At 56.3% G+C, this 21,507-nt stretch carries 21 protein-coding genes, 1 tRNA gene and 1 pseudogene; 8 read left to right on the forward strand and 15 right to left on the reverse strand.

Going from position 1 to position 21,507, the window contains the following annotated elements:
• Entirely contained in the window at positions 1-849 is an 849-nt protein-coding gene (locus AC812_RS01825) for a restriction endonuclease (RefSeq protein ID WP_061913142.1), read from the reverse strand.
• A 209-nt stretch (positions 850-1,058) separates the two neighbouring features.
• Here AC812_RS01825 and AC812_RS17415 point away from each other — a divergent pair, with 209 nt between their 5' ends.
• Both AC812_RS17415 and AC812_RS18430 read left to right on the forward strand, forming a co-directional pair.
• Positions 1,059-1,394 (forward strand): site-specific integrase, encoded by a 336-nt coding sequence (locus AC812_RS17415; protein ID WP_272897791.1) that lies wholly within the window; start codon positions 1,059-1,061, stop codon positions 1,392-1,394.
• A 189-nt stretch (positions 1,395-1,583) separates the two neighbouring features.
• Positions 1,584-1,688, forward strand: a pseudogene (locus AC812_RS18430) (integron integrase); the annotation flags it as partial.
• A gap of 127 nt (positions 1,689-1,815) precedes the next feature.
• Here the strand turns inward: AC812_RS18430 and holB are convergent.
• The 9 genes from holB to AC812_RS01880 form a co-directional block, all read right to left on the reverse strand.
• Complete coding sequence (gene holB, locus AC812_RS01840) at positions 1,816-2,814, reverse strand: DNA polymerase III subunit delta' (protein WP_061913145.1); 999 nt, start codon at positions 2,812-2,814, stop codon at positions 1,816-1,818.
• A 19-nt stretch (positions 2,815-2,833) separates the two neighbouring features.
• The gene (locus AC812_RS01845; protein WP_061913146.1) at positions 2,834-3,472 is read right to left on the reverse strand and encodes a class I SAM-dependent DNA methyltransferase; all 639 of its coding nucleotides are present in this window, start codon (positions 3,470-3,472) and stop codon (positions 2,834-2,836) included.
• Complete coding sequence (locus AC812_RS01850; RefSeq protein ID WP_062158755.1) at positions 3,463-4,203, reverse strand: SH3 domain-containing protein; 741 nt, start codon at positions 4,201-4,203, stop codon at positions 3,463-3,465. Before AC812_RS01850 ends, AC812_RS01845 begins: the two co-directional genes overlap by 10 nt.
• A gap of 186 nt (positions 4,204-4,389) precedes the next feature.
• Complete coding sequence (locus AC812_RS01855) at positions 4,390-5,265, reverse strand: pirin family protein (RefSeq protein WP_061913148.1); 876 nt, start codon at positions 5,263-5,265, stop codon at positions 4,390-4,392.
• A gap of 157 nt (positions 5,266-5,422) precedes the next feature.
• A complete protein-coding gene (locus tag AC812_RS01860; protein ID WP_061913149.1) occupies positions 5,423-6,172 on the reverse strand; it encodes a CPBP family intramembrane glutamic endopeptidase in 750 nt (249 codons plus the stop codon).
• 3 nt (positions 6,173-6,175) lie between these two features.
• Positions 6,176-6,613, reverse strand: a complete 438-nt coding sequence (locus AC812_RS01865; RefSeq protein WP_061913150.1) for a bactofilin family protein — start codon at positions 6,611-6,613, stop codon at positions 6,176-6,178.
• A gap of 22 nt (positions 6,614-6,635) precedes the next feature.
• Positions 6,636-7,313 carry an acetyltransferase gene (locus AC812_RS01870; protein WP_082148878.1) on the reverse strand — a complete coding sequence of 226 codons (678 nt, stop codon included), beginning with the start codon at positions 7,311-7,313 and terminating at the stop codon, positions 6,636-6,638.
• 19 nt (positions 7,314-7,332) lie between these two features.
• Positions 7,333-8,103, reverse strand: coding sequence for a nucleoside phosphorylase (locus AC812_RS01875; RefSeq protein WP_061913151.1), 771 nt, complete (start codon positions 8,101-8,103; stop codon positions 7,333-7,335).
• On the reverse strand, positions 8,100-8,963 hold the full coding sequence (locus tag AC812_RS01880) for a DNA-methyltransferase (RefSeq protein ID WP_061913152.1): 864 nt from the start codon (positions 8,961-8,963) through the stop codon (positions 8,100-8,102). Before AC812_RS01880 ends, AC812_RS01875 begins: the two co-directional genes overlap by 4 nt.
• A gap of 144 nt (positions 8,964-9,107) precedes the next feature.
• On the opposite strand from AC812_RS01880, the gene AC812_RS01885 reads away from it, so the two are divergent.
• Positions 9,108-11,375, forward strand: coding sequence for a poly(ethylene terephthalate) hydrolase family protein (locus AC812_RS01885; protein ID WP_061913153.1), 2,268 nt, complete (start codon positions 9,108-9,110; stop codon positions 11,373-11,375).
• Between the two features lie 29 nt (positions 11,376-11,404).
• Here the strand turns inward: AC812_RS01885 and AC812_RS01890 are convergent, their stop codons facing one another.
• On the reverse strand, positions 11,405-11,752 hold the full coding sequence (locus AC812_RS01890; protein ID WP_061913154.1) for a hypothetical protein: 348 nt from the start codon (positions 11,750-11,752) through the stop codon (positions 11,405-11,407).
• A 177-nt stretch (positions 11,753-11,929) separates the two neighbouring features.
• Between AC812_RS01890 and AC812_RS01895 the strand changes: the two genes are divergently transcribed.
• Entirely contained in the window at positions 11,930-12,154 is a 225-nt protein-coding gene (locus tag AC812_RS01895) for a hypothetical protein (RefSeq protein WP_061913155.1), read from the forward strand.
• A gap of 6 nt (positions 12,155-12,160) precedes the next feature.
• A complete protein-coding gene (locus AC812_RS01900) occupies positions 12,161-12,562 on the forward strand; it encodes a hypothetical protein (RefSeq protein ID WP_061913156.1) in 402 nt (133 codons plus the stop codon).
• A gap of 9 nt (positions 12,563-12,571) precedes the next feature.
• Here the strand turns inward: AC812_RS01900 and AC812_RS01905 are convergent, their stop codons facing one another.
• Positions 12,572-13,843 carry a cysteine desulfurase-like protein gene (locus tag AC812_RS01905; protein ID WP_061913157.1) on the reverse strand — a complete coding sequence of 424 codons (1,272 nt, stop codon included), beginning with the start codon at positions 13,841-13,843 and terminating at the stop codon, positions 12,572-12,574.
• A gap of 143 nt (positions 13,844-13,986) precedes the next feature.
• Between AC812_RS01905 and AC812_RS01910 the strand changes: the two genes are divergently transcribed.
• Complete coding sequence (locus tag AC812_RS01910) at positions 13,987-14,469, forward strand: hypothetical protein (protein ID WP_061913158.1); 483 nt, start codon at positions 13,987-13,989, stop codon at positions 14,467-14,469.
• Between the two features lie 9 nt (positions 14,470-14,478).
• Here the strand turns inward: AC812_RS01910 and AC812_RS01915 are convergent, their stop codons facing one another.
• Positions 14,479-15,243 carry an HAD-IIA family hydrolase gene (locus tag AC812_RS01915; protein WP_061913159.1) on the reverse strand — a complete coding sequence of 255 codons (765 nt, stop codon included), beginning with the start codon at positions 15,241-15,243 and terminating at the stop codon, positions 14,479-14,481.
• Between the two features lie 119 nt (positions 15,244-15,362).
• On the reverse strand, positions 15,363-16,433 hold the full coding sequence (gene ychF, locus AC812_RS01920; protein ID WP_061913160.1) for a redox-regulated ATPase YchF: 1,071 nt from the start codon (positions 16,431-16,433) through the stop codon (positions 15,363-15,365).
• 57 nt (positions 16,434-16,490) lie between these two features.
• On the opposite strand from ychF, the gene AC812_RS01925 reads away from it, so the two are divergent.
• A tRNA-Leu gene (locus AC812_RS01925) sits at positions 16,491-16,573 on the forward strand.
• A gap of 86 nt (positions 16,574-16,659) precedes the next feature.
• Entirely contained in the window at positions 16,660-17,445 is a 786-nt protein-coding gene (locus AC812_RS01930) for an inositol monophosphatase family protein (RefSeq protein ID WP_061913161.1), read from the forward strand.
• 54 nt (positions 17,446-17,499) lie between these two features.
• Here AC812_RS01930 and AC812_RS01935 read toward each other — a convergent pair whose 3' ends face one another.
• Positions 17,500-21,072 carry a bifunctional metallophosphatase/5'-nucleotidase gene (locus tag AC812_RS01935; RefSeq protein WP_061913162.1) on the reverse strand — a complete coding sequence of 1,191 codons (3,573 nt, stop codon included), beginning with the start codon at positions 21,070-21,072 and terminating at the stop codon, positions 17,500-17,502.
• Positions 21,073-21,507: the final 435 nt, after the last annotated feature.

A 21,507-nucleotide genomic window follows, 5' to 3' on the forward strand; every position in this document is an offset into this window, starting at 1 on the left:
TTATAGCGAAGCAAACCAATTTTTATCAACCGACACCTTTTCAACCTGGATTTTTTCGGTTTTTACGCCTAAAGCCAACTCTCGCAATTTTTCAACCAACTGATCGCCATCTATCAAATCAATTGCAGGTGCGCCATCACGGGTGGCTTCCCATACGGCATCTTTGGTAAATGTTCCCGTTGTAACCAGTAAACCTTTATCGGCTCGTCCAACCATTGCGCCACGAAAATCTCTTACTTGATTTGCCCTTACTGCGCCTTGCCAGCGTTTACACTGAAAAATTACATGAAAACTCAATAAACCACCCAAGCGCATAATACCACGACCATCTATACCCCCATCTCCACTGCGCCCTGTAACTTCAACTTGAATAAAACCAGATTCTCGTAAAAATCGTTGTATCAGTCTTTCAAAGGCATCTGGCTCCATTTTCATCAGCGTTTCGAGCAACTCTTCTTGCCAAGTGAGCGTTTTGCTTTCTTCGTCAACTTCAGTGGCTTCTAAACGTTCTGCCCGTAATTGCCCTCGCACTACTCTGACAACTTCCTTTTCATTTACATCTGTCAGGTTTCTGCCTTCAGGAGTTAATGCCCAAACACCACGACTAGAATTTTCAAGAATCCCGTACCTTTTCAAATAACTGCGTGTCCATGCTAACCGATATTCAAATTCAGTTTGTCCACCACGTTTTGAATCGTGCAAAATATCCAACTGCTCATCTTGCAAGCCTAAAATTTCTGCAACCTTACTGTTGATTTCTTCAACTGTTCCCGATCCACCCAATTTTTTCATCGCTCGGAGTAGGGGATTCATCATTTCGTCATAGGTAGGAATATTGTTCTTTGACATTGTTGACCTTTGAAACGATTACACAATGGGCGGACTAACGATTATATTATACAGACTTCTGATACACTGCATTTTTGCCGTATATCTAGACCAATGAAGTGGGTTATACCGCGATTATGCCTGGTTATCTAAGACCCTCCGATTAGAATTATTACTAAATAGATTATATTAAACTAGGGAAAAATTTCAACTGTTTTTATGCCTGATCCATCCTCTCCAAGACCCAAAAAACTTCTCGATCTGCTTCGAGATGCCATCCGGCTGAAATGGGTATCGCTGAGATCGAAGCCTTCCTCACCCATCTGGCGAAAGACGAGCATGTTTCTGCCTCTACTCAAAACCAGGCCTTGAGCGCACTTATCTTTCTCTACCGTGATGTGCTTGACTTACCCCTCAATTTGACATTTCAGTCAGTTCAGGCGAGGAGGCCAAAACATCTGCCGACGCTAGTTTCGAAGACTGAGGTCGAGCGAGTGCTGCGCCAGATGAGCGGAGAAACCCTGCTGATGACCCAGCTTATGGCAGCGGCTGACGTTTGCGGGTGAAAGATGTGGACTTTGAACAACACCGGATTATGGTGCGTGACCCAAAAGGAAGGCATGATCGCACGACCAGGCTGCCAGTAACCCTTGAGCTGTCCTTGCAAGCTTAACTCCAGGCGGTGAAACACCTTCATGAGCGCGACCTTGCTTCCGGGCACGGAGAAGTGCCCCTTCCCTCGGTTCTGGGCAGGTGTTCGTACTGTTCAGGAGCTATTAGGGCATAAGGATGTAAAGACGACCAGGATATATACCCACGCGCTTAATCGCGGAGCCAATGCTGTGCGCAGCCCGCTGGATGAGAGAGGCTGCTTGTTCAAGCTTGTCCCTGCTCTTGTCTGGAGTTTTAATCCTTGCATGGACTCGGTCGAGCTGTGCCAGATCTTGCTCAAATCGTGCTGCCTAACAAAACTTTTTTGATGAAGTACTAGGCATTCAGGTAAGGCAAGTCCAGCATCAGGACATCCAGCAGCAGGCGGGTATTGAGGTTGGCGTCCAGTCCGGCCTGGGCCTGCTCAACGGCGTTCAGGCAGGCGTAGGCACGCCGCAGGTCAAGGCGGGCGGCAATGCTTTCGAGCCGCTCGCGCTGGTCAAGGTTGGTGAGCGCCCCGGCAGATGCGCCGCAAATCAACAGCACATCCCGCCACAGGCTGCTCCAGGTTTGCAGCACGGCGCGGATTTTCTCGCGGTCGTTGCCTTCAGCCAGCCCCTCGCTGATTTGAAAGCGGGTCAAGCGGTCGCCGCTCAGAGCGGTGAAGAACAGATCAATTCGGCGCTGGCGTTCGGTGAGCGCCTGCTCATCGTGAAGAAGGCGCAAGGCCATCCCCGGACGTCCCCCGCTCAAATGAGCGAAAAGGCGCGCCTGCTCTATTGGGACACCCGCGCTGCGCTGCAAGTGGTCGGCCAGTGCATCCAGCGCCATCGGGCGCAGGCGCAGCACCTCGCAGCGCGAGAGGATGGTGGGCAGTACGTCTTCGGGGGTGGGGGCAGTCAGCAATAAAATGACTTTGGGCGGGGCTTCTTCCAGCGTTTTGAGCAGGGCGTTCTGCGCACTGGGGGTGGCCTGTTCAAAATTGAGCAGCAGGGCAAGCCGGTAGGGGGCTTCGTAGGGGGAAAGGGAGAGGCTGCGCTGCAATTCGCGCACCTGTTCCACTTTGAGACTGCTGGCACCTTCGGCTGGCTGAATCACGCTCAGGTCGGCGTGTTCCATGCGGGCAATCTGGCGGCAGGTGCGGCATTCGTCGCATGGTTCGCCGGGCTGAACCGGCTGGGGGCAATTCAAGGCGCGCGCGAAGGCCAGCGCCAGCGTGCGCCTTCCCACGCCGGGCGGACCGCTGAACAGGTAAGCATGGCGCACTTCCCCATTGCGGATGTGCTGCTGCAACAGGCGCACCGCCCAATCATGACCCCAGATTTCCCACGGCATAGGTTGATTTTAACCGAATTCAAGCCATTTCGGGTTGGATCAGGAACACCCCCGCGCAAAACGAAACCGGCTCGAACGCGGCTTGAAAGCCGGCGGCGCGCAGGGCCGGCAGGTCGTCCTCAACCAGCCAGTAGGGTTCTTCGTCCCATGCATCGGCGGCGGCTTGCTTTGCCTGTTGGCGTGCTTCCGCATTGGGGAAGGCAATATCACCGATCACGATCCAGCCGCCGGGTTCAAGGTGATTGCGCAGGTGTGTGAGCAGGGCAATTTTGCCAGCCTGATCGAAGTGATGAAAAACATAAGCAGAGACCATCCGCGCGTAATGCTGCGGCACATCGGCGGGCAGCGGATTGCCCAACTGGTGTTGAAAGAATCTGGCCCCCGGTACTTTGCGGCGGGCAATTTTCAGCATTTCGGCGGAAAAGTCGCTGCCCCACACGCGGCAGCCGGCCTGCACAAAGCGGGCGGTCAGGTTGCCGGTGCCACAGCCGAGATCCAGCACACTCAAACCGGGCCGAACCCCGGCGCGTTGAAAGACCCGCTCCAGCACCCCGGCGTAGCCCTCAAAGGGGAGGCCCTGACCGCGCTCGACTTCCGAGTCGTAGTTCTCTGCCCACCGGTCAAATTCCCCAGGCGTGAACAGGCCGTTTACTTCCACTCGAACACCAGCGCCGGGAAGTCCGGCAGGTTGATGGTCATTTTGGACGGTTCGGGACTGCCGCACGTTCCCCCAATGCAGTTGCATTTTTCGTCCATCAGGTTGCTGGTGCAGGAGATGGCGGTGTACTCCACCACCCAATCCCCTCGTACCGTGGGCGGCATGAAGGCGTAAAAGACTCCTTCCGGGTCGGTCATCGCATCGGTGCGCTGCTGATTGGGTGCTTCGCCCTGGGTGATCATGAATTGAATGCCGCTGATCGGTTTACCGGTGCGGTCGGCCACCCGCCCCATGACGGTCACCACGTTCTCCGGCTGAATGACCGGCACAGCCCGTAAATCCACCGGTGATTCAAGCAGTTGGGCAAAAATCCAACCGCTGATGCCCTTATCGTTCTCCACCCGAATCCACTCGCCGCCGGGGGATTTGCCGAGCACGGTAAAGACCGTCCCTTTGCGCACACTGGCCTGAACGGCAAACAGATAGCCGGGGTTTGCGCGTACGTTGACCCAATCCACGGCGGTTTTCACCTCAAAGGGGGCAAACGGTGTGGCCGTCGGCGTGGGGGTGGCGGTGGGCAGGGGGGTGGGTGATGGGGTGAGGGTGGCGGTCGGCGGTGGTGGGCTGGGGGTGAGCGTGTTGGTCGGCGTGGGGGTGGGTTGCGCCAGCGCGTTGCAGCCGGTCAGCATCAAAATTATGATGAGAATACCAATCCCGAAAAGAGCGCGCATGATCTGGTCCCTCCTCTTCTCTAAACCGATCTCTCCTGCGCATGGGGGCTGGTTGTGTTCCTCCATATCTGAATTATACAACTTTCGCTGACCAGACAATCGTTCCGAGAGCCGGCAATTGTAAAAGAAAACAACCTGCCGGGGGGGTGTCCTTTGGGCAGAGCGTTGGAACGTCTTTTGATCAACTCAGGCCGGCTGAATGAAGGTGCCGGCGCGCAGTTCCGCCAGCGTCTGCTGGATTTCTTCCATGGTATTCATCACAAATGGCCCATAGGGGTAAATCGGTTCACCGAAGGGGGCGCCGGCCATCAGCATGAAACGCGCCGGTGCGCTGACCCCGCCGGGCTGAGCCAGACCGGTCTCGACCACCAGCCGTTCACCGGGGTGGAAAGTGATCATGCGCACAGCCGAAACAACCTGCTGTTCACCAAACATTGCCGATCCCTCGAACAGATACACCAGCAAGGTATGTTCGTGGGGCAGGTCGAGTTCAAAGCGGCTGCCGGGCAGTAACTGGACTTCCATGTAAATCGGTTGGGCGGCAATTTCGGTGACCGGTCCTCGAATGCCGGCGTACTCACCGGCTACCACGCGCACCGAAACACCGTCTTTTTCGTGCAGCGGAATGTGGGCGGATTGGATTTCCTGATAACGCGGCTGACTCATCTTGAGGGCTGCCGGCAGGTTGACCCACAGTTGAAAGCCATCTACCCGCCCGGCCTGACTGGGGCGCGGCATTTCTTCGTGCAAGATACCCCGTCCACTGGTCATCCACTGCACATCCCCGGCGGCGATCACCCCCATGTTGCCGAGGCTGTCGCGGTGGCGCACACTGCCTTCCAGCATGTAGGTGACCGTTTCGATGCCGCGATGCGGATGGGTGGGAAAGCCCACCAGCGGCGTTTCGCGCGGGTCGTTGAAGGCAAAATGGTCAAACAGCAAAAACGGGTCGAATCGGTTTTCGCGGCTGGGCGCAAACGAGCGCAGCAGGCGCACGCCGGCGCCTTCGATGACCATTTTCGGCTCGATGATCTGGTGAATTGTACGAAGGGATGCGCTCATCTCATTTCCTCTATTGCGACAATAATTATCCGAATTGTATTTCATTATAACCCAAATGGAGGGGTTGCGGCGGTTTCCTGTAACGGCTTTGGGGGAGACCGCCGCGCCGCCTGACGGCGGCTCAAACAGGGTTTGAATTGACTGTTCCGGTCCGGGGTTAGAGCAGAAACAGCAGCCAGCCGGAAATGGCGCGGTAGAGGGCAGGTGCAGCCACATGACGCACCTTCATCATCGTCCAGCCGGCCAGGAGGCTGTGCAAAATGGTAACCCCCCAGCCCGTCCACTGACTTTCAGCCGGCAGCAAGAAAATCCGGGGCGACTGATACAGCACAAACAAGCCGGCGCTCAGCAGCCAGCCGGGCAGGCTGCCGAGCCAGGCGGAAAACCGCGGCTGCAAGTAGCCGCGAAACAGGGTTTCTTCCCCCACCGCAATGGCCAGTAAAAGCAGCAGGGCTTGAGCCTGCTCCGGGCTGACCCCGCCCAGCAGGCGGGTGAGCATGCCGCGCAGGAAGATGCTCAACAAGCCCACCGCAATGCCGATTTGAAGCGCCGGCCCGAATAAAGCCCGTCCCCAGCCGGCGCTGCGCGGCGGCTGACGGCGGTAAATCAGGGCTGCTCCGCTCAGCGCTCCGGCCAGTACTGCCAGGCTGAGCGCCGGATAGAGGGAGGCAATTCCGCCGCGTTGGATTTCCCGGGCAGTTGCCGGTTGAGCGGCCATCAGGAAAGCCAGCAGCACCATGCCCCCGCCCAGCGCCAGTGCAACCAACCCCTCGCGGCGCGGATATTGAAATTGCAGCGGAGGCACCCGACGCAGCCGCGGGCTGATGCCCAGCAGCATGATGACCGCGATCACCCCCAGCGCTTCACTGACCAACCCCACCCATTGAGCCGTGGTCAATACCGGCATGGGTTATTCCTGATCGCTCTGGGCTGGTGTGGAAAAATCCTCTTCACTTTGCGGCATTTCTACCACAATTTCCACCTGCTCTTCCATGCGTACCTGACCGCGCAGGAAAGCGCCTTCTTCGGTGGAGAACGAAACGACGGTCACATCGCCCCATACCCGACCGGTGGAGCGGATTTCCAGTTTTTCGGCAAGGATGTTGCCGCGCAATGCTCCGGCGACCACAACGGTGTTGGCACGCAACTCCGGGCAGGTGACCCGGCCGGTCTCACCGATCACCACCAAACCGCGCACGGCAATATCGCCTTCAAAAGTGCCTTCGATACGCACGCCGCCGCTGCCGTGCAGGCTGCCTTTCCAGTTGATGCCCGGCCCCAGCACCGATGTAACCCGCTCGGTGGGCGGTGGTGGCGGCGATCCTGCTGGTGGATTTTTGCGAAACATAGGCTACCTCCTCAGTCTGGGTTCATCGCGGCGGATAAACGCTGCCGGCATAGACCACCGTGCCGGGCGGTACATCCGCCTTGACGGTGGCGCCGTTGCCAACCCGCGCCCCGCGTCCAATTGTCAAATTGAGATTGATGGTGGCGCCCATGCCAATCTGGGCGAAATCTTCCACCCTTACACCGCCGGCCAGCAGCGCACCCGGCGAGAGGTTGACACATTTGCCGATCACGCAATCGTGAGAGACGACCACCCCGGCGTTCAGCACACTGCCGTAGCCGATGACCGCGCAGGCCGAGACGTAACTTTGTGCCAGAACCTGCACGCCGCCTTCCAGCCGTGCCGAAGAATCCACCCACGCGGTTGGATGCACCAGCGCCGGGCAGTTGAAGCCGGCTGCCGCCAGCGTTTCAAATACTTTCAGGCGCACTTCGGGGTGATTGATGCCGCCCACCCCGTTCACTGCCAGCCGAACACCGCGGGCGTACAACTCCGGCAGGACCGCCGCGCCACCCACCACCGGCACACCCAGCACCTCGCTGCCCGGCGGTAGGCCGTCATCCACCACCGCCACCCAGTGATAAGTCCCGGCGGCGCGCACCAGTTCAATCAGGGTTTTGCCGTGACCGCCGCCGCCAAAGAGGATCAAGGCGGTGGGGTCATAATCCGGCGTTGGCATGTGAGCGTTTGGGTCGAGCATGTCTTTTTTATATCACAAATCACAGGTGCAGGCAGGCCTGCACCGCCAGCCAGAAGATGCGTTCGCGGTCATCGGCGCGTTTGTGCCAGGCGCGGCTGTCCCAGCCCTCCGGCACGACCAGGTCGCCGCCATAGACCAGCTCCCCAAAGGTGACGCCGCGAAATTGAGCCACTGCGAAGAAAGCCGCCGCTTCCATCTCCACCACCTGACAGCCTTCGGCCAGCCGTGTGGCACGGCGGTTTACGGTTTCGCGGTAGATGCCGTCGGTTGTCCATGCTTTGGCGAGGGTGTAGGGCATGCCCGCCGATTTGAGAGCGGCTTGCAGGGCGGCCACGGCTGCCGGGCTGGCACTGACTTCCCGGCCGGGGGGCAGATAATGATATGAAACGCCCTCGTCCCGCACCGCCCCTGTCAAAATTAGCGGGTGACCGGCGTTGATCGAGTGGTCAATTACCCCGCATCCGCCAGCCGCAATAAAACGGTTGACGCCAAGGGCGATGATCTCTTCCAGAAAACCGGCTGAAAGCGGGGCGCCCACCCCCGGATGAGCCACCAGCAAATTCTGGCCATTCTCTTCCAGGATGTACAACGGGTTCGGGCCGATTTCCGACTTCAACCGCCCGATGACCTTCAGCCGGCCTTTACGGCGCAGACGGTTGATCACATCCTGAAAAAAGCACAGCACGGCACGGGGCGGAGCGGGTTGAGTCAACTTGACCGGCCGGGGTTCCAAAATGGCGCGTTCAGCCGGGTCAAATTCCAGCAGCGGAACAGTTTGATTGGGGTTCATGGGTTCTCCGTGGGGGATAAATCACAATTGATCCATTCGATTTCTTCGACACCCGCAAAACGCTGCTGCATGATGGCAATTGCCTGCGGGTTGTTATCTATTAAGATGAACCGCCGCCCCAGTTCCAGAGCCGCCGCCCCGGTCGTGCCGCTGCCGGCAAAAAAATCCAGCACCAGCCCGCCGGGTGTGGAAGAAGCCTGAAGGATACGCCGCAGGATGCCGAGCGGTTTTTGGGTGGGGTAGCCGGTTTTTTCTTTGCTGTTGGTGGGGACGATGGTGTGCCACCACGTATCGGTGGGCAGTTTGCCGCGGGCGGCTTTTTCAGCGCCCACCAGTCCCGGCGCCATGTAGGGGATGCGTTCGATTAGATCGGTGTTGAAAATGTAGTTGTGCGGGTCGCGCGCGTACCAGAGGATGTTATCGTGCTTTGGCGGCCATTTGCGGCGGGTGCGTCCGCCATAATCGTAAGCCCAGATGATTTCATTGAGAAAGCATTCCCGTCCGAAAATCTGATCGAGCAGTACTTTGCAGTAATGCACCTCGCGGTAGTCAATGTGAAAGTACAAACTGCCGTTGGGCTGCAACAGGCGGTGAGCTTCGCGCAGGCGGGGTTCCAGAAAGGCCAGGTAATCATCGAAAATATCGGCGTAGGAATGCGAGCCAAGCCGCACGGTGCGGTAGCGCCGGCCGCCAAACCCGACCCGGTCACCGCCGCCGTCGCTGTGCGTGCGCAGGCGGACGCGCTGCTGCACCCGTCCGGTATTGAAGGGCGGATCAATGTAAATCAATTCCACACTGCCCGAGGGCAGGGATTGCAATATCGGCAGGTTGTCTCCAAAGTAGATGCGATGGGTGGACATAGCCTAATTTTACCCTCAGTTGGGGGTAGCATGGCCGGACTGGCCGTTCAGACAGGCGGGTTTTATCCGCCAGAGGGATGCGGAAAATCCCTCCGCGGTTTATGCTGGGGTGGAAACACTCGAATCAGCGAAAGGAATTGCCCGATGCCCTCCTCCCTGCCCGAAGACTTCCCCCCAACTCGACAAACCTCTTCCCCGCCGTCTTCTGTTCGTTCGGCAACCTGGCGGGGCGCCGCAAGCGCCGTATTGGCAGCATTCTTGCTGATTGTTGCACTGACGGGCTACTTCTTATCCCGCCACGGCGGAACGAGTATCTGGCTGGCGGTTGCAGCAAGTGTGATGGGGTTGGTTACGGCCGCGGCGGGCCTGGTGTTTGGCCTCGGCATTTTGTTGGGAAAACTGCCGCGGCTGTTTCGGTTTGCTTTGCTGGTGTTCCTGTTGTGCGCTGCCGTCCTTGTTTCGTTGAGCTTAGCGTTGCTGCCGGGAGCGGCGGCTGTACTGGCTGTGATTCTGGCGGGTGCCGGGCTGGTCGGCGGTGGGGTGGGAGGGCTGTTGTACCGCCATCCAGAGGCAACCAGCCGTAAGCCACGACTTGTGGGGGTGGTGCAGACCTGCGGCGGAATTTTGATTCTGGCTTTGGTTGGCGCCTTTCTTGCCTGGCCGGGCAGCCCCGCCGAACCACCCATCAATGCGGCTGCCCAAAACCTTGCTCAAATTCCTGTTTTGGCGTTGCCCAATCCCGCCGAGAGCGGGCCATATCCGGTGGCTTTGCTGACCTACGGCAGCGGCGAGGACAGGCTTCGCCCCGAATACGGCGCACAGGCGGCGGTGTTGACGCCGCGGGTGGACGGCTCGCTGCTTTTGGAGGGTTGGTCTGATTTGCGGACGGCTTATTGGGGGTTTTCGCCCGCCGAATTACCGCTCAACGGGCGGGTGTGGTATCCACAGGCTGAGGGGCGCTTTCCGCTGGTGATTGCCGTGCATGGCAATCACCCGATGGAAGAATACTCGGAAAGCGGTTACGACTACCTGGGGCAATTGCTGGCTTCGCGCGGTTTTATTTTTGTGGCGCTGGATGAGAATTTTCTCAACATTTCGGCGTGGGGCGATGCGCTCTTTTTCAGTCCTTTGAAAGAAGAATCGGATGCGCGTGGCTGGCTGGTGCTGGAACATCTGCGCCAGTGGCGCGCATGGAACGAACAGGCCGGCAGCCCCTTCTACCGGCGGGTTGACCTGAATCGGATTGCGTTGATGGGACATTCGCGCGGTGGTGAGGCGATTGTGGTGGCCGCGGCTTTCAATCGCCTGGCGTACTACCCGGATAATGCCGCTCTGGCATTCGACTATGGTTTCAACATCCGCTCTTTAATCGCCCTGGCGCCGGCGGATGGACAGTATCAACCCTGCGGCTTGCGCACACCGCTGCAAGATGTCAACTATCTGGTACTGCATGGCACCCACGACATGGATGTGCTGACCATGATGGGCGCTGCCCCATTTGAACGGTTGGAGTTCAGCGGACAAGGTGATTTTTATAAAGCCTCGGTTTACATCTACGGCGCCAATCATGGGCAGTTCAACAGCGTGTGGGGGCAAAAAGACATGGCCGAGCCGATCCCGCGTTTATACAACCTGCGCCAGTTGCTCCCCCAAAGCGATCAGCAGCGCATTGCCCGGGTGCTGGTTAGCGCCTTCCTGGCGGATACTTTGCAGGGAGAGAATGCCTACCGGCGTCTGTTTCAGGATTTGCGCGGTGGACGGAACTGGCTTCCAGATACGATTTACCTCAATCAATATCAGGACAGTCAAACGCGGACACTGGCGGATTTCAGTGAAGACATTGACCTGACTACTACCACGCTGCGCGGCGGCCGATTCGCAGGGCTTAACCTGACTCGCTGGAATGAACAGATGGTCAGGGGAAAATGGGGTGAGTTTGGTTTCAAGGCGGTTTACCTGGGCTGGCATGGCGGCTCATCTTCCCCCGCCAGTTTTACCCTTTACCTGCCGGAGGAGGGGCTTGCAGCGGGGGATGGGCGGGTTTTATCCTTCTCGCTGGCGGATGCCGCTGAATCTCCGCATCAGGATGAAAAAAGCAGCGAGCGTCCTTTGCCTGCTGCCACGCCGTTGGAATTGACGATTGAGGTTTTTGACGACCGTGGCAATGCTGCCCGCCTTCCGCTCAGCCGATATGCCTTGCTACAACCGCAGATTCAAGGGGTGTTTGCCAAGGCCGCTTTCATGCACGCCACCCCGCTTTCCGAGCCGATTTTCCAAACTTTTGATTTTCCGCTGGAATGGTTTGGGGAAGTTAACCCTGCGTTGGACCTGAACTCACTGGCCGGGATACGTCTGATCTTCGACCAAACGGCGGATGGGGTCATTGCGCTGAATCGGATTTCTGTACGCTGATGCCCACCGGAACAGAATGGAAGAGCGCATTACTCAGGTTTTTCGGATGCCATTCTTTCCTCCAACCGGCGCACGCGTTCGCTGAGCCGGACCTGAGCGGCGTTCATCCGTCCGGCGATGAAAAGCAGGGCAGCAATGGCCGTCATCAGCACGGCTGCCAGGATGCCGGCGTTGATCAAAGCCGACTGCAAGGGTCGGATGATCAGGTTGGCCAGTTCACCCAGGCCGAACATCTGGAAGAAGATTTGATTGGCGGGTAAGGCGTTGGCAGCTCCGATCATCGCAATCAAGAGGATGATTGCCAGCGCCAGCATCACGCCGGCAAACAGGTAGAGGATCACGCTGATCCAGTTGGTTCGGTTACTCTCAGCGCTCATCGTTGACCTCAGCAAAAATGGGATAAGGGACTGTTCCCCTCTGCGAGTGTACCACACAAAGCACCGTCTTTCGCCGATTAAACCGGTGGTGAAATTGGATTGACATTCGGCGTTGAAAACAATATACTCTATTTAGAGTTATTTTAGATGGTAAATAACATCTAAATGGAGTATAAAATGGAATCTCCCTTTCCTTTTTTCCCAATCCGCTTGATGGTCAGGCAAATCCGGCGGGTTTACCGGCCTTTTTTGATTCGCCCGGCTCATGCCTACTTTTTTCCGACTTATCTGCGCACGCTTCCCCGCCGGCTGCGCATGGCCTGCCTGTCGCATGAAGCCGGAAGCCCGTTTTCCGCGCCGGTCGCCGATTCAACCTGGCAAGACCACTTCCCTATTTTATAAACTTCCATGCCTGAACCCGAAAAAGTCACCATCAATCTGAGCGTGGTGGACTTAGGTCAGATTGATGTGCTGGTTGAAGAAGGTTATTATTCCAGCCGCACCGATTTTCTGCGGACGGCTGCCCGCGCTCAATTGGAAAAGCACAACGAAGCCCTGAGTCAAATCATCCGCCGGCGCGGGTTGACCATTGGGGTTGTTCACCTGAGCCGCGCGCAGCTGGAAGAACTTGCTCACAAGGGGGAAAGTCTTGACCTGCGGGTGGCAGGGATGCTGTCCATGGATGACGATGTGCCGCCGCAGTTGGCTGCGGCGGTGATTCGAAATCTGCAAGTGTTTGGCGTAGTGCGCGCCAGCCGGGCTGTGCGGGCAGCGTTGGGGATCAAAGAGCGGCGCACCCCGGCGGAGTGAACTTGTTGGTTAGATGGCCTGTTTGTGTCTGACGATGCGTTCGAGGGCGTCGCCCAGCATCTTTAACTCGCGCTCGGTGTTGTAGTGAACTGCCCCGACCCGTACCATGCCGCCCTTGTCCTCGACACCTAACCGTTCGGTGACCGCCAGCGCGTAGTAATTACCGTCCCAGACATAGATATCCTCTCGTCCCAGCGCGGCAGCCACTTCGCGCGGATGCTGACCGTTCAAACGAAAGGCAAACGTCGGCACACGGTCTTTGATGCGGCGTGGATCGCTCAATCCGTAAAGCGTCAGGCCGGAAATGCTTTTGAGGACATCCAGCAGGGCGCGGCTCAGTCGGTATTCATAAGCGCGAATGGCAGACATGGCCTGTTTCAGGCGTAAGCGCCGCCCTTTGTAATGCGGGCTTAATTCCCGGCTGTATTCCCCGCCAAAAGTTTCCCCCAGCCATTCCAGATACTCGATGGTTCCGAGTACACCGGCAATGCCTTCGTGGTTTTGGGTGCCGGTTTCAAATTTGCCGGGAGGCGTGTTGGGCGCCGGGCGTACCTTGTAGGCAAACAGGTTGTCGAGCAAGTCGTAACGCCCGTAGAGGATGCCGGCGTGCGGGCCGAAAAACTTGTACGAAGAGGCGACCAGAAAATCACAACCGAGCGCCTGTACATCAATCGGCCCGTGGGCGGCGTACTGGACGGCGTCCACGTAAACCAGCGCGCCGGCTGCATGGGCCAGCGGGATAATTTCTTCGAGCGGGTTGATCGTTCCCAGCGCGTTCGAAGCGTACCCGACGGCCAGCAGGCGCGGTTTTTCTTCCAGCGCAGCACGCAAATCATCCACATCCAGCGTGCCGTCTTCCGGGTGAAAATCCACCCAGCGCACCTTAACCCCGCGGTCCTGAGCGGCCAGCACCCACGGCGTGATGTTGGCGTCGTGGTCCAGTCGGGTGACCACGATGGTATCGCCTTCCTTCCAGGTCCGCGCCAGCGAGCGGCTGATGTGCAGCGTCAGGGTGGTCATGTTGTTGCCAAAGACGATTTCTTCTGGGCGGGCAGCGTTATAGAAATCTGCCATGGCAGCGTGGGCGTTATCCAGAATGACATCCGATTCCTGGCTGGTGTGAAAAGCGCCGCCATGATTGGCGTTGGAGGTAGTCAGGTACTGCTGGATTCGCTCCAATGCCGAGAGGGTAATTTGTGTTCCACCGGGATTATCCAGAAAGATAGCGCCGCTTTGCAAGGCAGGAAAACGGTTGCGAATGATCGAACTTTCCAGAGTCATGGGCTGCTGCTCCTTTGGCGGGTATTTTCAAACATTATACGTCACTTTTGCGGAGAGGGAGATTTTCTTGATCGCCGATGATGGAGTAGAGTATAATTCAATTAAACGATCGGTAAGTAACTATCCTGACAGGAGGAATTTTCATGTCCACCCTCAATTTGATCCTGCAGAGCCTGCATAACCTCACCCGCTGGGCGCTGGTGATTCTGGCAATCATCGTGATTGTGCGTGGGTTTACCGGCTGGCAGCGCGGGCGGCGTTTCAATCAAGATGACAACCGCTTTGGGATGCTTTACACTTCCTTTTTCGATGTGCAGTTGTTGTTAGGGCTGATTTTGTACTTTTCCAAGGGCTGGTTTGGGGTGCTGACGGCCGATTTTGCGGCTGCCATGCGCGCTTCCGGCACGCGCTTCTTCGCCATTGAACATTTTTTGCTGATGTTCGTGGCGCTGGTGGTGGCGCATGTGGTGCGCAGCCGTACACGCAAAGCCGCCAGTGATGTCCTCAAACACCGCTGGGCGGCTTTCGGCTATCTGGCATCCTTTGTCTTGATGCTGGCGGCAATTCCCTGGCCGTTCCTCGATTATGGGAGGCCGTGGCTGCGCCTGTTTGGGTTGCAGTTTTAACCGCCGGGCTTAATCCAGTTCCAGCTCTGCCACCGAACCAACCACCCGTTGAGGCTGGAAGGGGTAGGCGGAAATCATATCGCGGCTGGTGACGCCGCTCAGCACCAGAATGGTGCCTAAGCCACTTTGAATGCCGGCGACAATGTCGGTGTCCATGCGGTCGCCGATCATGATGGTATTTTCGCTGTGGACGCCAAGGTAATTCAGCGCCGCGCGCATCATGAAGGGGTTGGGCTTGCCGACAAAGAAGGGGGCTTTACCGGTGGCTTTTTCAATTAAAGCCGCCATTGCGCCGCAGGCCGGCACAATCCCTTCGTCCGTTGGCCCGGTTGCATCGGGGTTGGTGGCCACAAACCGTGCTCCGGCGTTGATCAAGCGCACCGCTTTGGTCACCTGCGCAAAACTGTAATTAAAGGTTTCGCCTAAAACGACATAATCCGGGTCGAACTCGGTCTGGATGTAGCCCACCTCGTGCAGGGCGACCTGCAAGCCGCTTTCGCCAATCACAAAGGCTTTGCCGTTCGGTTTTTGAGCATCCAGAAAGCGAGCGGTGGCCATGGCGCAGGTGAAGATCGAATCTTTGTCAATGTCCAGCCCCATATTTTGCAGACGGTGCGAAAGGTCGAGCGGCGTCCAGATGGGGTTGTTGGTCAGCACCAGGAACTTGATCTTTTTTGCCTTCAGGCGGGCGATGAACGCATCCGCTCCGGGGATGATCTTTTGTCCGCTGATCAAAACGCCATCCATATCAATCAAATAGTTGACTTTTGGCATGGCTGCTCCTTCTTGGAGGAAATGGTCTTGCCGTGTTAAGAATTATAGCCTGTACTCACCGTTAATGTGGCTTCTTAACCGATTAATCACCGGATCATAACAAACCGACCCGCCCCGGTTTAGATGTTAAAGCGGATGTTCAAGATATCGCCGTCTTTGACGATGTACTCTTTCCCCTCCAAGCGCAACTTGCCTTTGGCGCGTGCTTCGCTCATGCCGCCCAGCGCAATCAGATCATCATAACTGATCACCTCGGCGCGGATGAACCCCTTTTGCAAGTCGGTGTGAATTTCGCCGGCGGCTTCGGGGGCGGTTGCGCCGCGCCGCACCGTCCAGGCGCGGACTTCGTCCGGCCCGACGGTGAAAAAGGACTGCAGTCCCAACAGATCATACGAAAGGCGAATCATGCGGTTGAGGCTGGGTTCGCTGATGCCGTATTCCGCCATGAACAGGGCTGCATCTTCGGGCGGTAATTGGGCAATCTCCATTTCCAGTTTGGCCTGCAGTGCCACCACCTGACTGTGGCGGTGAGCATATTCCAGGGCCGGGGCGGCCTGTCCCTCGGAGAGGTTTAACACCACCAGCACCGGCTTGCGGCTGAGGAAGCCAAAGCCGGAAAGCAGTTTTTCTTCCTCCGGTTCAATATCTATATCACGCAGGGGAATTTCCTGGCTGAGGGCCTGCTGCAATCGCTCGAACAGGGCAATTTCACGCTCAATCGCCGAGCGATCCCGCCCGCCGCCCTTTTTGCGCTCTTCTGCCAGCCGTTCCAGTTTACGTTCGACGGCGATCAGGTCGTTCAGCACAAATTCGGCGTCCATGGCTTCGAGGTCACGCTGCGGGTCAACGCTGCCTTGCGGATGCGGCACATTTTCATCCTCAAAAACCCGCACCACGTGAAGAAAACCGTCCATCTGGGTTAACTGATTGAGCAGCGTGCCGGAGATGCCGCTCTTCCCCGCCGAGCCATCCAGCCCGGCAATATCGGCGTAGGTGACTTTGGCGTAAATGGTCTTTTTGGGATTGAACATTTTCGAAAGCACGTCCACCCGCGGGTCGGGCACATCCACCACGGCGGTGTGAATTTCGATTTTTCCGGTGGCCACACCGGTGGGTTGATTGCCGCGGGTAAGGGCGTTAAACAAAGTGGTCTTTCCCGATTGTGGTAATCCGATGATTCCCAAACGCATGATCGTTTGAAACCTTGACCCTTCTGAAGAATTTTGATATATTTCAGGTTAGATCACGCCGAAGTGGCGGAACTGGCAGACGCGCACGACTCAAAATCGTGTACCCTCCGGGTATGTGGGTTCGATTCCCACCTTCGGCACTGCTGATTATATCACGCTGTGCGCCGCAATTTTCTGCGGCGCTGGTTTGTTAAGATCAGTCTGACATGCCGTTTTGGAGTATCCCATGCAACCCGAATTACATGACCTGATGATATGGGCACGCGAAGCCGGCGAATTGCTGCGCGAACGATTCGGCGGCGATCACACCATCCGCTTCAAGGGCAGTACCGACATTGTCACCGAAGCCGATCATCAATCCGAAGCATTGTTGATGGAGCGCATTCTCAGCCGTTTTCCTAATCACACCATCATCACCGAAGAGAGCGGCCAGCGCAACGGCAGCGATGATCGCTGCTGGTACCTCGATCCGATTGACGGGACGATCAACTTTGCCCACGGGTTTGCCTTCTTTTGTGTCTCGATTGCCTATGCCGAGGCGGGCGACCTGCGGCTGGGGGTAGTGTACGACCCGATCCATGAAGAAATGTTTGCCGCTGAATGGGGCAAAGGCGCAAGCCTGAACGGTCGCCCGATCCGCCCGGGGAATGCAACCGAACTGCACGAGTGCCTGCTGGTATCCGGCCTGCCGCACCATGACCATTCTCCCTACACCGATGCGGCGTTTGCCTGCTTTCGCGACCTGACGCTGCGTTCGCAGGGGGTGCGCCGGCTGGGTTCGGCGGCACTCGATTTGTGTTATACCGCTTGCGGGCGGCTGGATGGTTACTGGGAACTTGCCGTTCAGCATTATGATATTGCCGCCAGCGCGTTGATCGCCCGCGAGGCCGGCTGCATTGTTACCAAAGCAGACGGCGATGAGGATATTCTGAAACCGCCGGTGAGTATTCTGGCGGGCAACCCGCAGGTTTACGCGCTGCTGCGGGAGGCCCTGCGCCGGCATGGTTTATAAAAAAACCTGCCCGGGGTTATCCACCGGGCAGGTCTATTTAATGCGGAGGAAGGATTACCGTGAAATCACTGGCATCCACAACCGAACAGGCACCACGATGTTCAGGCGTCCTTCGATTTGCGGATTGATCGGCTCGGTTTTACTCTGGACGTATTCGATCACCGCATCACGGACGTAATACTGCGTATCCGCGACGATTTGATCAAGCGGCCAGAGCGACACTCCACCGTCATTAAAGTTGCAGGAGCCCGCGGCCAGATAATTGACGGTAGAGACATTGTAGTAGGTGTTGGCATCGTTGAAGTCAACCAGTTTACCGTCAATTTCCAGCGCGGCAACGTTATTGCCGTTGGGCAGCTCGGGGTAAGTATCGAAGTAGGTAATCTTACCGCCAGCATTGATATCCAGCATACAGGTGGTGTAGTAGGAGTAACCGCCGTACCCCGGCACATACTTGTAGTAGTAGTAATTGCGGTATGCCCGTTCCAATACTTTTTTGAGTTGTGGGCCGTTCATCCGCAAAACGACCAGCGAATTTTCATACGGCATGGCGCTGAACATGTCGCTGATCTTGAGAGAGTAGGGGGTGGTGGGGGTGGCAGTATCCGCAATCCGCCGATTGGTCATAGCGCCGGACAGGTGGAAATCAACCTCAATCTTTTCTTTTTCCAGTTTCCACACCGAAGCATCGGCCTGCAAGTTAGCTCCGTTGGTTTCGCTGGTATAAGCCTGAAGTGTATCAATCGGGGTGATGGTTTGACCGATGACTGTATTGTTGTAGGCGGCCAATTTGTCGGCATATGGCTGGACAAGGCTCTTGATGGTGGGGTCTTCAGTGTAGGTTGTGGTTACTTCAATTGCGCGCCCGGCGCGGGAAACGACTTCATAGGCTTGCGATAAAATGCCCGCATCGCTGGTTGTGGTGGTTGATTTGGGACGCAACCCAATGATAATTTCGCCGAGGTAGGTGTTGTAGCGATTGGCTTGCCCGATGATCACCGCTCCTCCATCCGGATTGCCCAGCAAGGTCGGCAGGAATTTGAATGGTTCAGGAATGAAACGAGTATCGCTTGGATGGGTGTGCGAGTGCCCTCCGACGATGGCATCAATGCCAGAAACGTGGGTTGCCAGATAGGTGTCCACGTTGTCATCCACTTCCACGCTGGCAGGGTTAGGTGCGAAACCAATATGGGTCAAGGCAATTACCACATCGCTGCTATCGCGCAACATATCCACATACTGGCTGGCAGTTTCAATCGGATTGGTGAAGGTCAATCCTTCGATGTTGCTCGGAAGTTCGTAATTGGGCACGCGATGGTTACCGATGCCAATAATGCTGACCTTAATCGCTTCTGGGCCAACCGGTTTGCGCACAAACGGCAATACCGGTATCTGGCCAATGCCGTACCGGCCATCGTCCTGTAAGTTGGCCTGTAGGATGGGGAAATTGGCATCCGAAAGGGTGCTAAAAACTTCCTTGCCAAAGTTGAATTCGTGATTGCCCAACACCATGGCGTCGTACCCCATGGCATTGAAGGCTTTGATCAGCGGGTTGATTTGCATGTCGGCCGGCAGCGAACTGCCATCTGCACAGTAGCCTAAGCCGGCTGACTTGAAGTAGTACATCATCGAGTCGCCCTGGATATTATCCCCGGCGGTGAGTAGCAGCGTACGGTTGGGGTTGTGGGCACGTTCCTGTTTGATCAGGGTTGCCAGATTGGTATAACCCACCGTGCTACCCGATTGGAGCAAGCGCCCGTGTGAATCATTGTGGTGCAGGATAGTGAGCGGAACAATCGGACCACCAGCATCCGTGCCCTCGCGAGTGACGCGTCCGTCCAGTTTGCCATCGCCAGCGGGGCCTTTATAGGGTTCATCTTGGGTATAATTACGCACCCACTCGATGACCAGATTCAACATATCTCCCCAGTAGGACAGATTCCTGGCGTATTTGAACTGGATGAAACCATCCTGCCCGGCAGGTGCCAGGAAACTGTTTGTAGCAATCCGGTAGGTGCGGTTTGGATCAATGGGCACCCAGCCGTTTGCTTCGCGGTCAAACACCTCAATGTCATAAGCGCCCCATGCCCACGGTTGTGGCCCTGGGAGAGCGTCTGAATAGCGATAGAATTTATGACGGATTCCTGCAATCGAAAGAGCGCCCTTGAAGAGAGTGGCGCTTTGATTGAGCAGGTCAATGATTTCGGCCCCGCTCATATCCGCCACAACGGTGTCATTCCCAAACGGTAAAACCTGGAACAACATGCCGTAGGTGAGTACCATCGGACCATGCGACCAAACACCTTCGCTCTGGCAGTCGCTCGCCGTGCTGGTCCAGATGTAGGTGCCGGGGTTGGCGGGATCTTCTTTATCGCACCAGTCAATCCGAATACCACCTGGATTGTTGAAGACCATATCCACGTCATTATCGGGGGTTGTATCGGAGTTCAACTGGTTATAGATGGCATCTTGAATGAAGGTGCCCATCATCCCATCACCGTTGTAGTTGCGCAGCAAATCCACCTGCACCCATCCAATAGGTTCATTGATCAGGTTTTGATAATCGGGATCCGAGACATACCCATTCACCAGACTCTGAACGGTCGGGTCCTGCGGGTCGGTTGTGCCGACTACAATCCGGCTCCAACTGATCGTAACCGCGCCGGTAGCCGGGTCATAGGTAAAATCGGCCCGGCCAATCTTGCGCCCGTTGTAATGGGCCTGAACTACGGCCGTATTGCCGACCATGGTGGCGGCACTTAGGTCGGTGTGGCTGTGACCGCCGATGATCAGGTGTACCGGTTTACCTGCGTCATTAAGATTGCGGGCAAGGGTCTGATCCCCATAGACCGTAAAGCCATAACCATAGCCGCCGTCGGCATAGCCATTGTGGCTGAGCACTACCAGCACATCGGCACCGGCTGCTTTCATCTCGTCATAATAATGCAGGATGGATTGGGTTGGGTCTTTGAAGCAAAGTCCCTCGGTGGCTTCAGCGATGGTGATATAAGGGGTTTCGACCGAACCGACGCCGATCACCCCCACCTGGACTTTATTGGGGTCTGTTCCAACCTCCAAAATCGTGTAAGGCTCAATGGTGTAGTTATTTCCAGCCCCGTCATCCAAAACTGGGCGATCCCAGCCATCGCATGAGTTGCCTACTTTTTTGACAATGTTGGCTGCCAGCATGGGGAATGGTTTTTTGCCGGCTTCAGTCGCAGCAGCCTGCAAACCTCGTTTGGCTAATACTTGCTGCCCCCAATCGAATTCGTGGTTACCGAGCGCAACCGCATCGTAACCAATGGTTTTGTAGTAGTCAATGGTTGGTTGGCCCTTGAGGATGTTGGAAATAAGCGAACCTTGCAGCATATCCCCCGCATCCAAGACCAGAACATTATCGGCTCCCACTGCCGTTCGAACTTCATTGATCTTATAGGCCACCCGCGCAGCGCCGGGGTTCGAGCCAGAGGCTTCCAGATTGCCGTGAAAATCATTGGTGTGTAGAATGGTGAAATTGATGGTAGTTAGTGTCTGAGGCTTTTGCACGTCGGCACTGTAAACCGGCATTGGCAGTGCCAGACAGAGAATCAAAACCAGAGAAACGATTTGGAAAAACTTGAATTTCATGTTCCCTCTCCTTAGACCTGAGTTTTGGAATCTACCCGCAGAAAATCAAACCGATTCAAATGCCGATAGCCCACCACCTCCTTTCAGATGTTTCTGTAAAGGGTAACTCATCTTAGGAAATTGACATATATAAAGAAAATCTCTTTTCAATTAAACTATGCTGGAAGGGAAAAGAAATTAAGAAGAAGTTATCAAAAAGAAAACAATAAATTGAAAGAGATTAACCCTGGCTTATCCCACAAGTAAAACCCCAACCCATTCAACTTTATTTTAGCAAAGTTGGTCTGTCGTGTAAAGTTACTTAAGTCGAGATTGTTGAAAAACAAACAACTGGGATTGACGAAAAGGGGAAAACCTTAATACAATCGAACCAAACCACTTTGGAGATCAGCGGGATGGAAAAGCAGCGTTTCGAAGAAACCGGCAAAGGATCAT

It is taken from the genome of Bellilinea caldifistulae (genome assembly GCF_001306055.1).
Classification (GTDB): Bacteria; Chloroflexota; Anaerolineae; order Anaerolineales; family Anaerolineaceae; genus Bellilinea; species Bellilinea caldifistulae.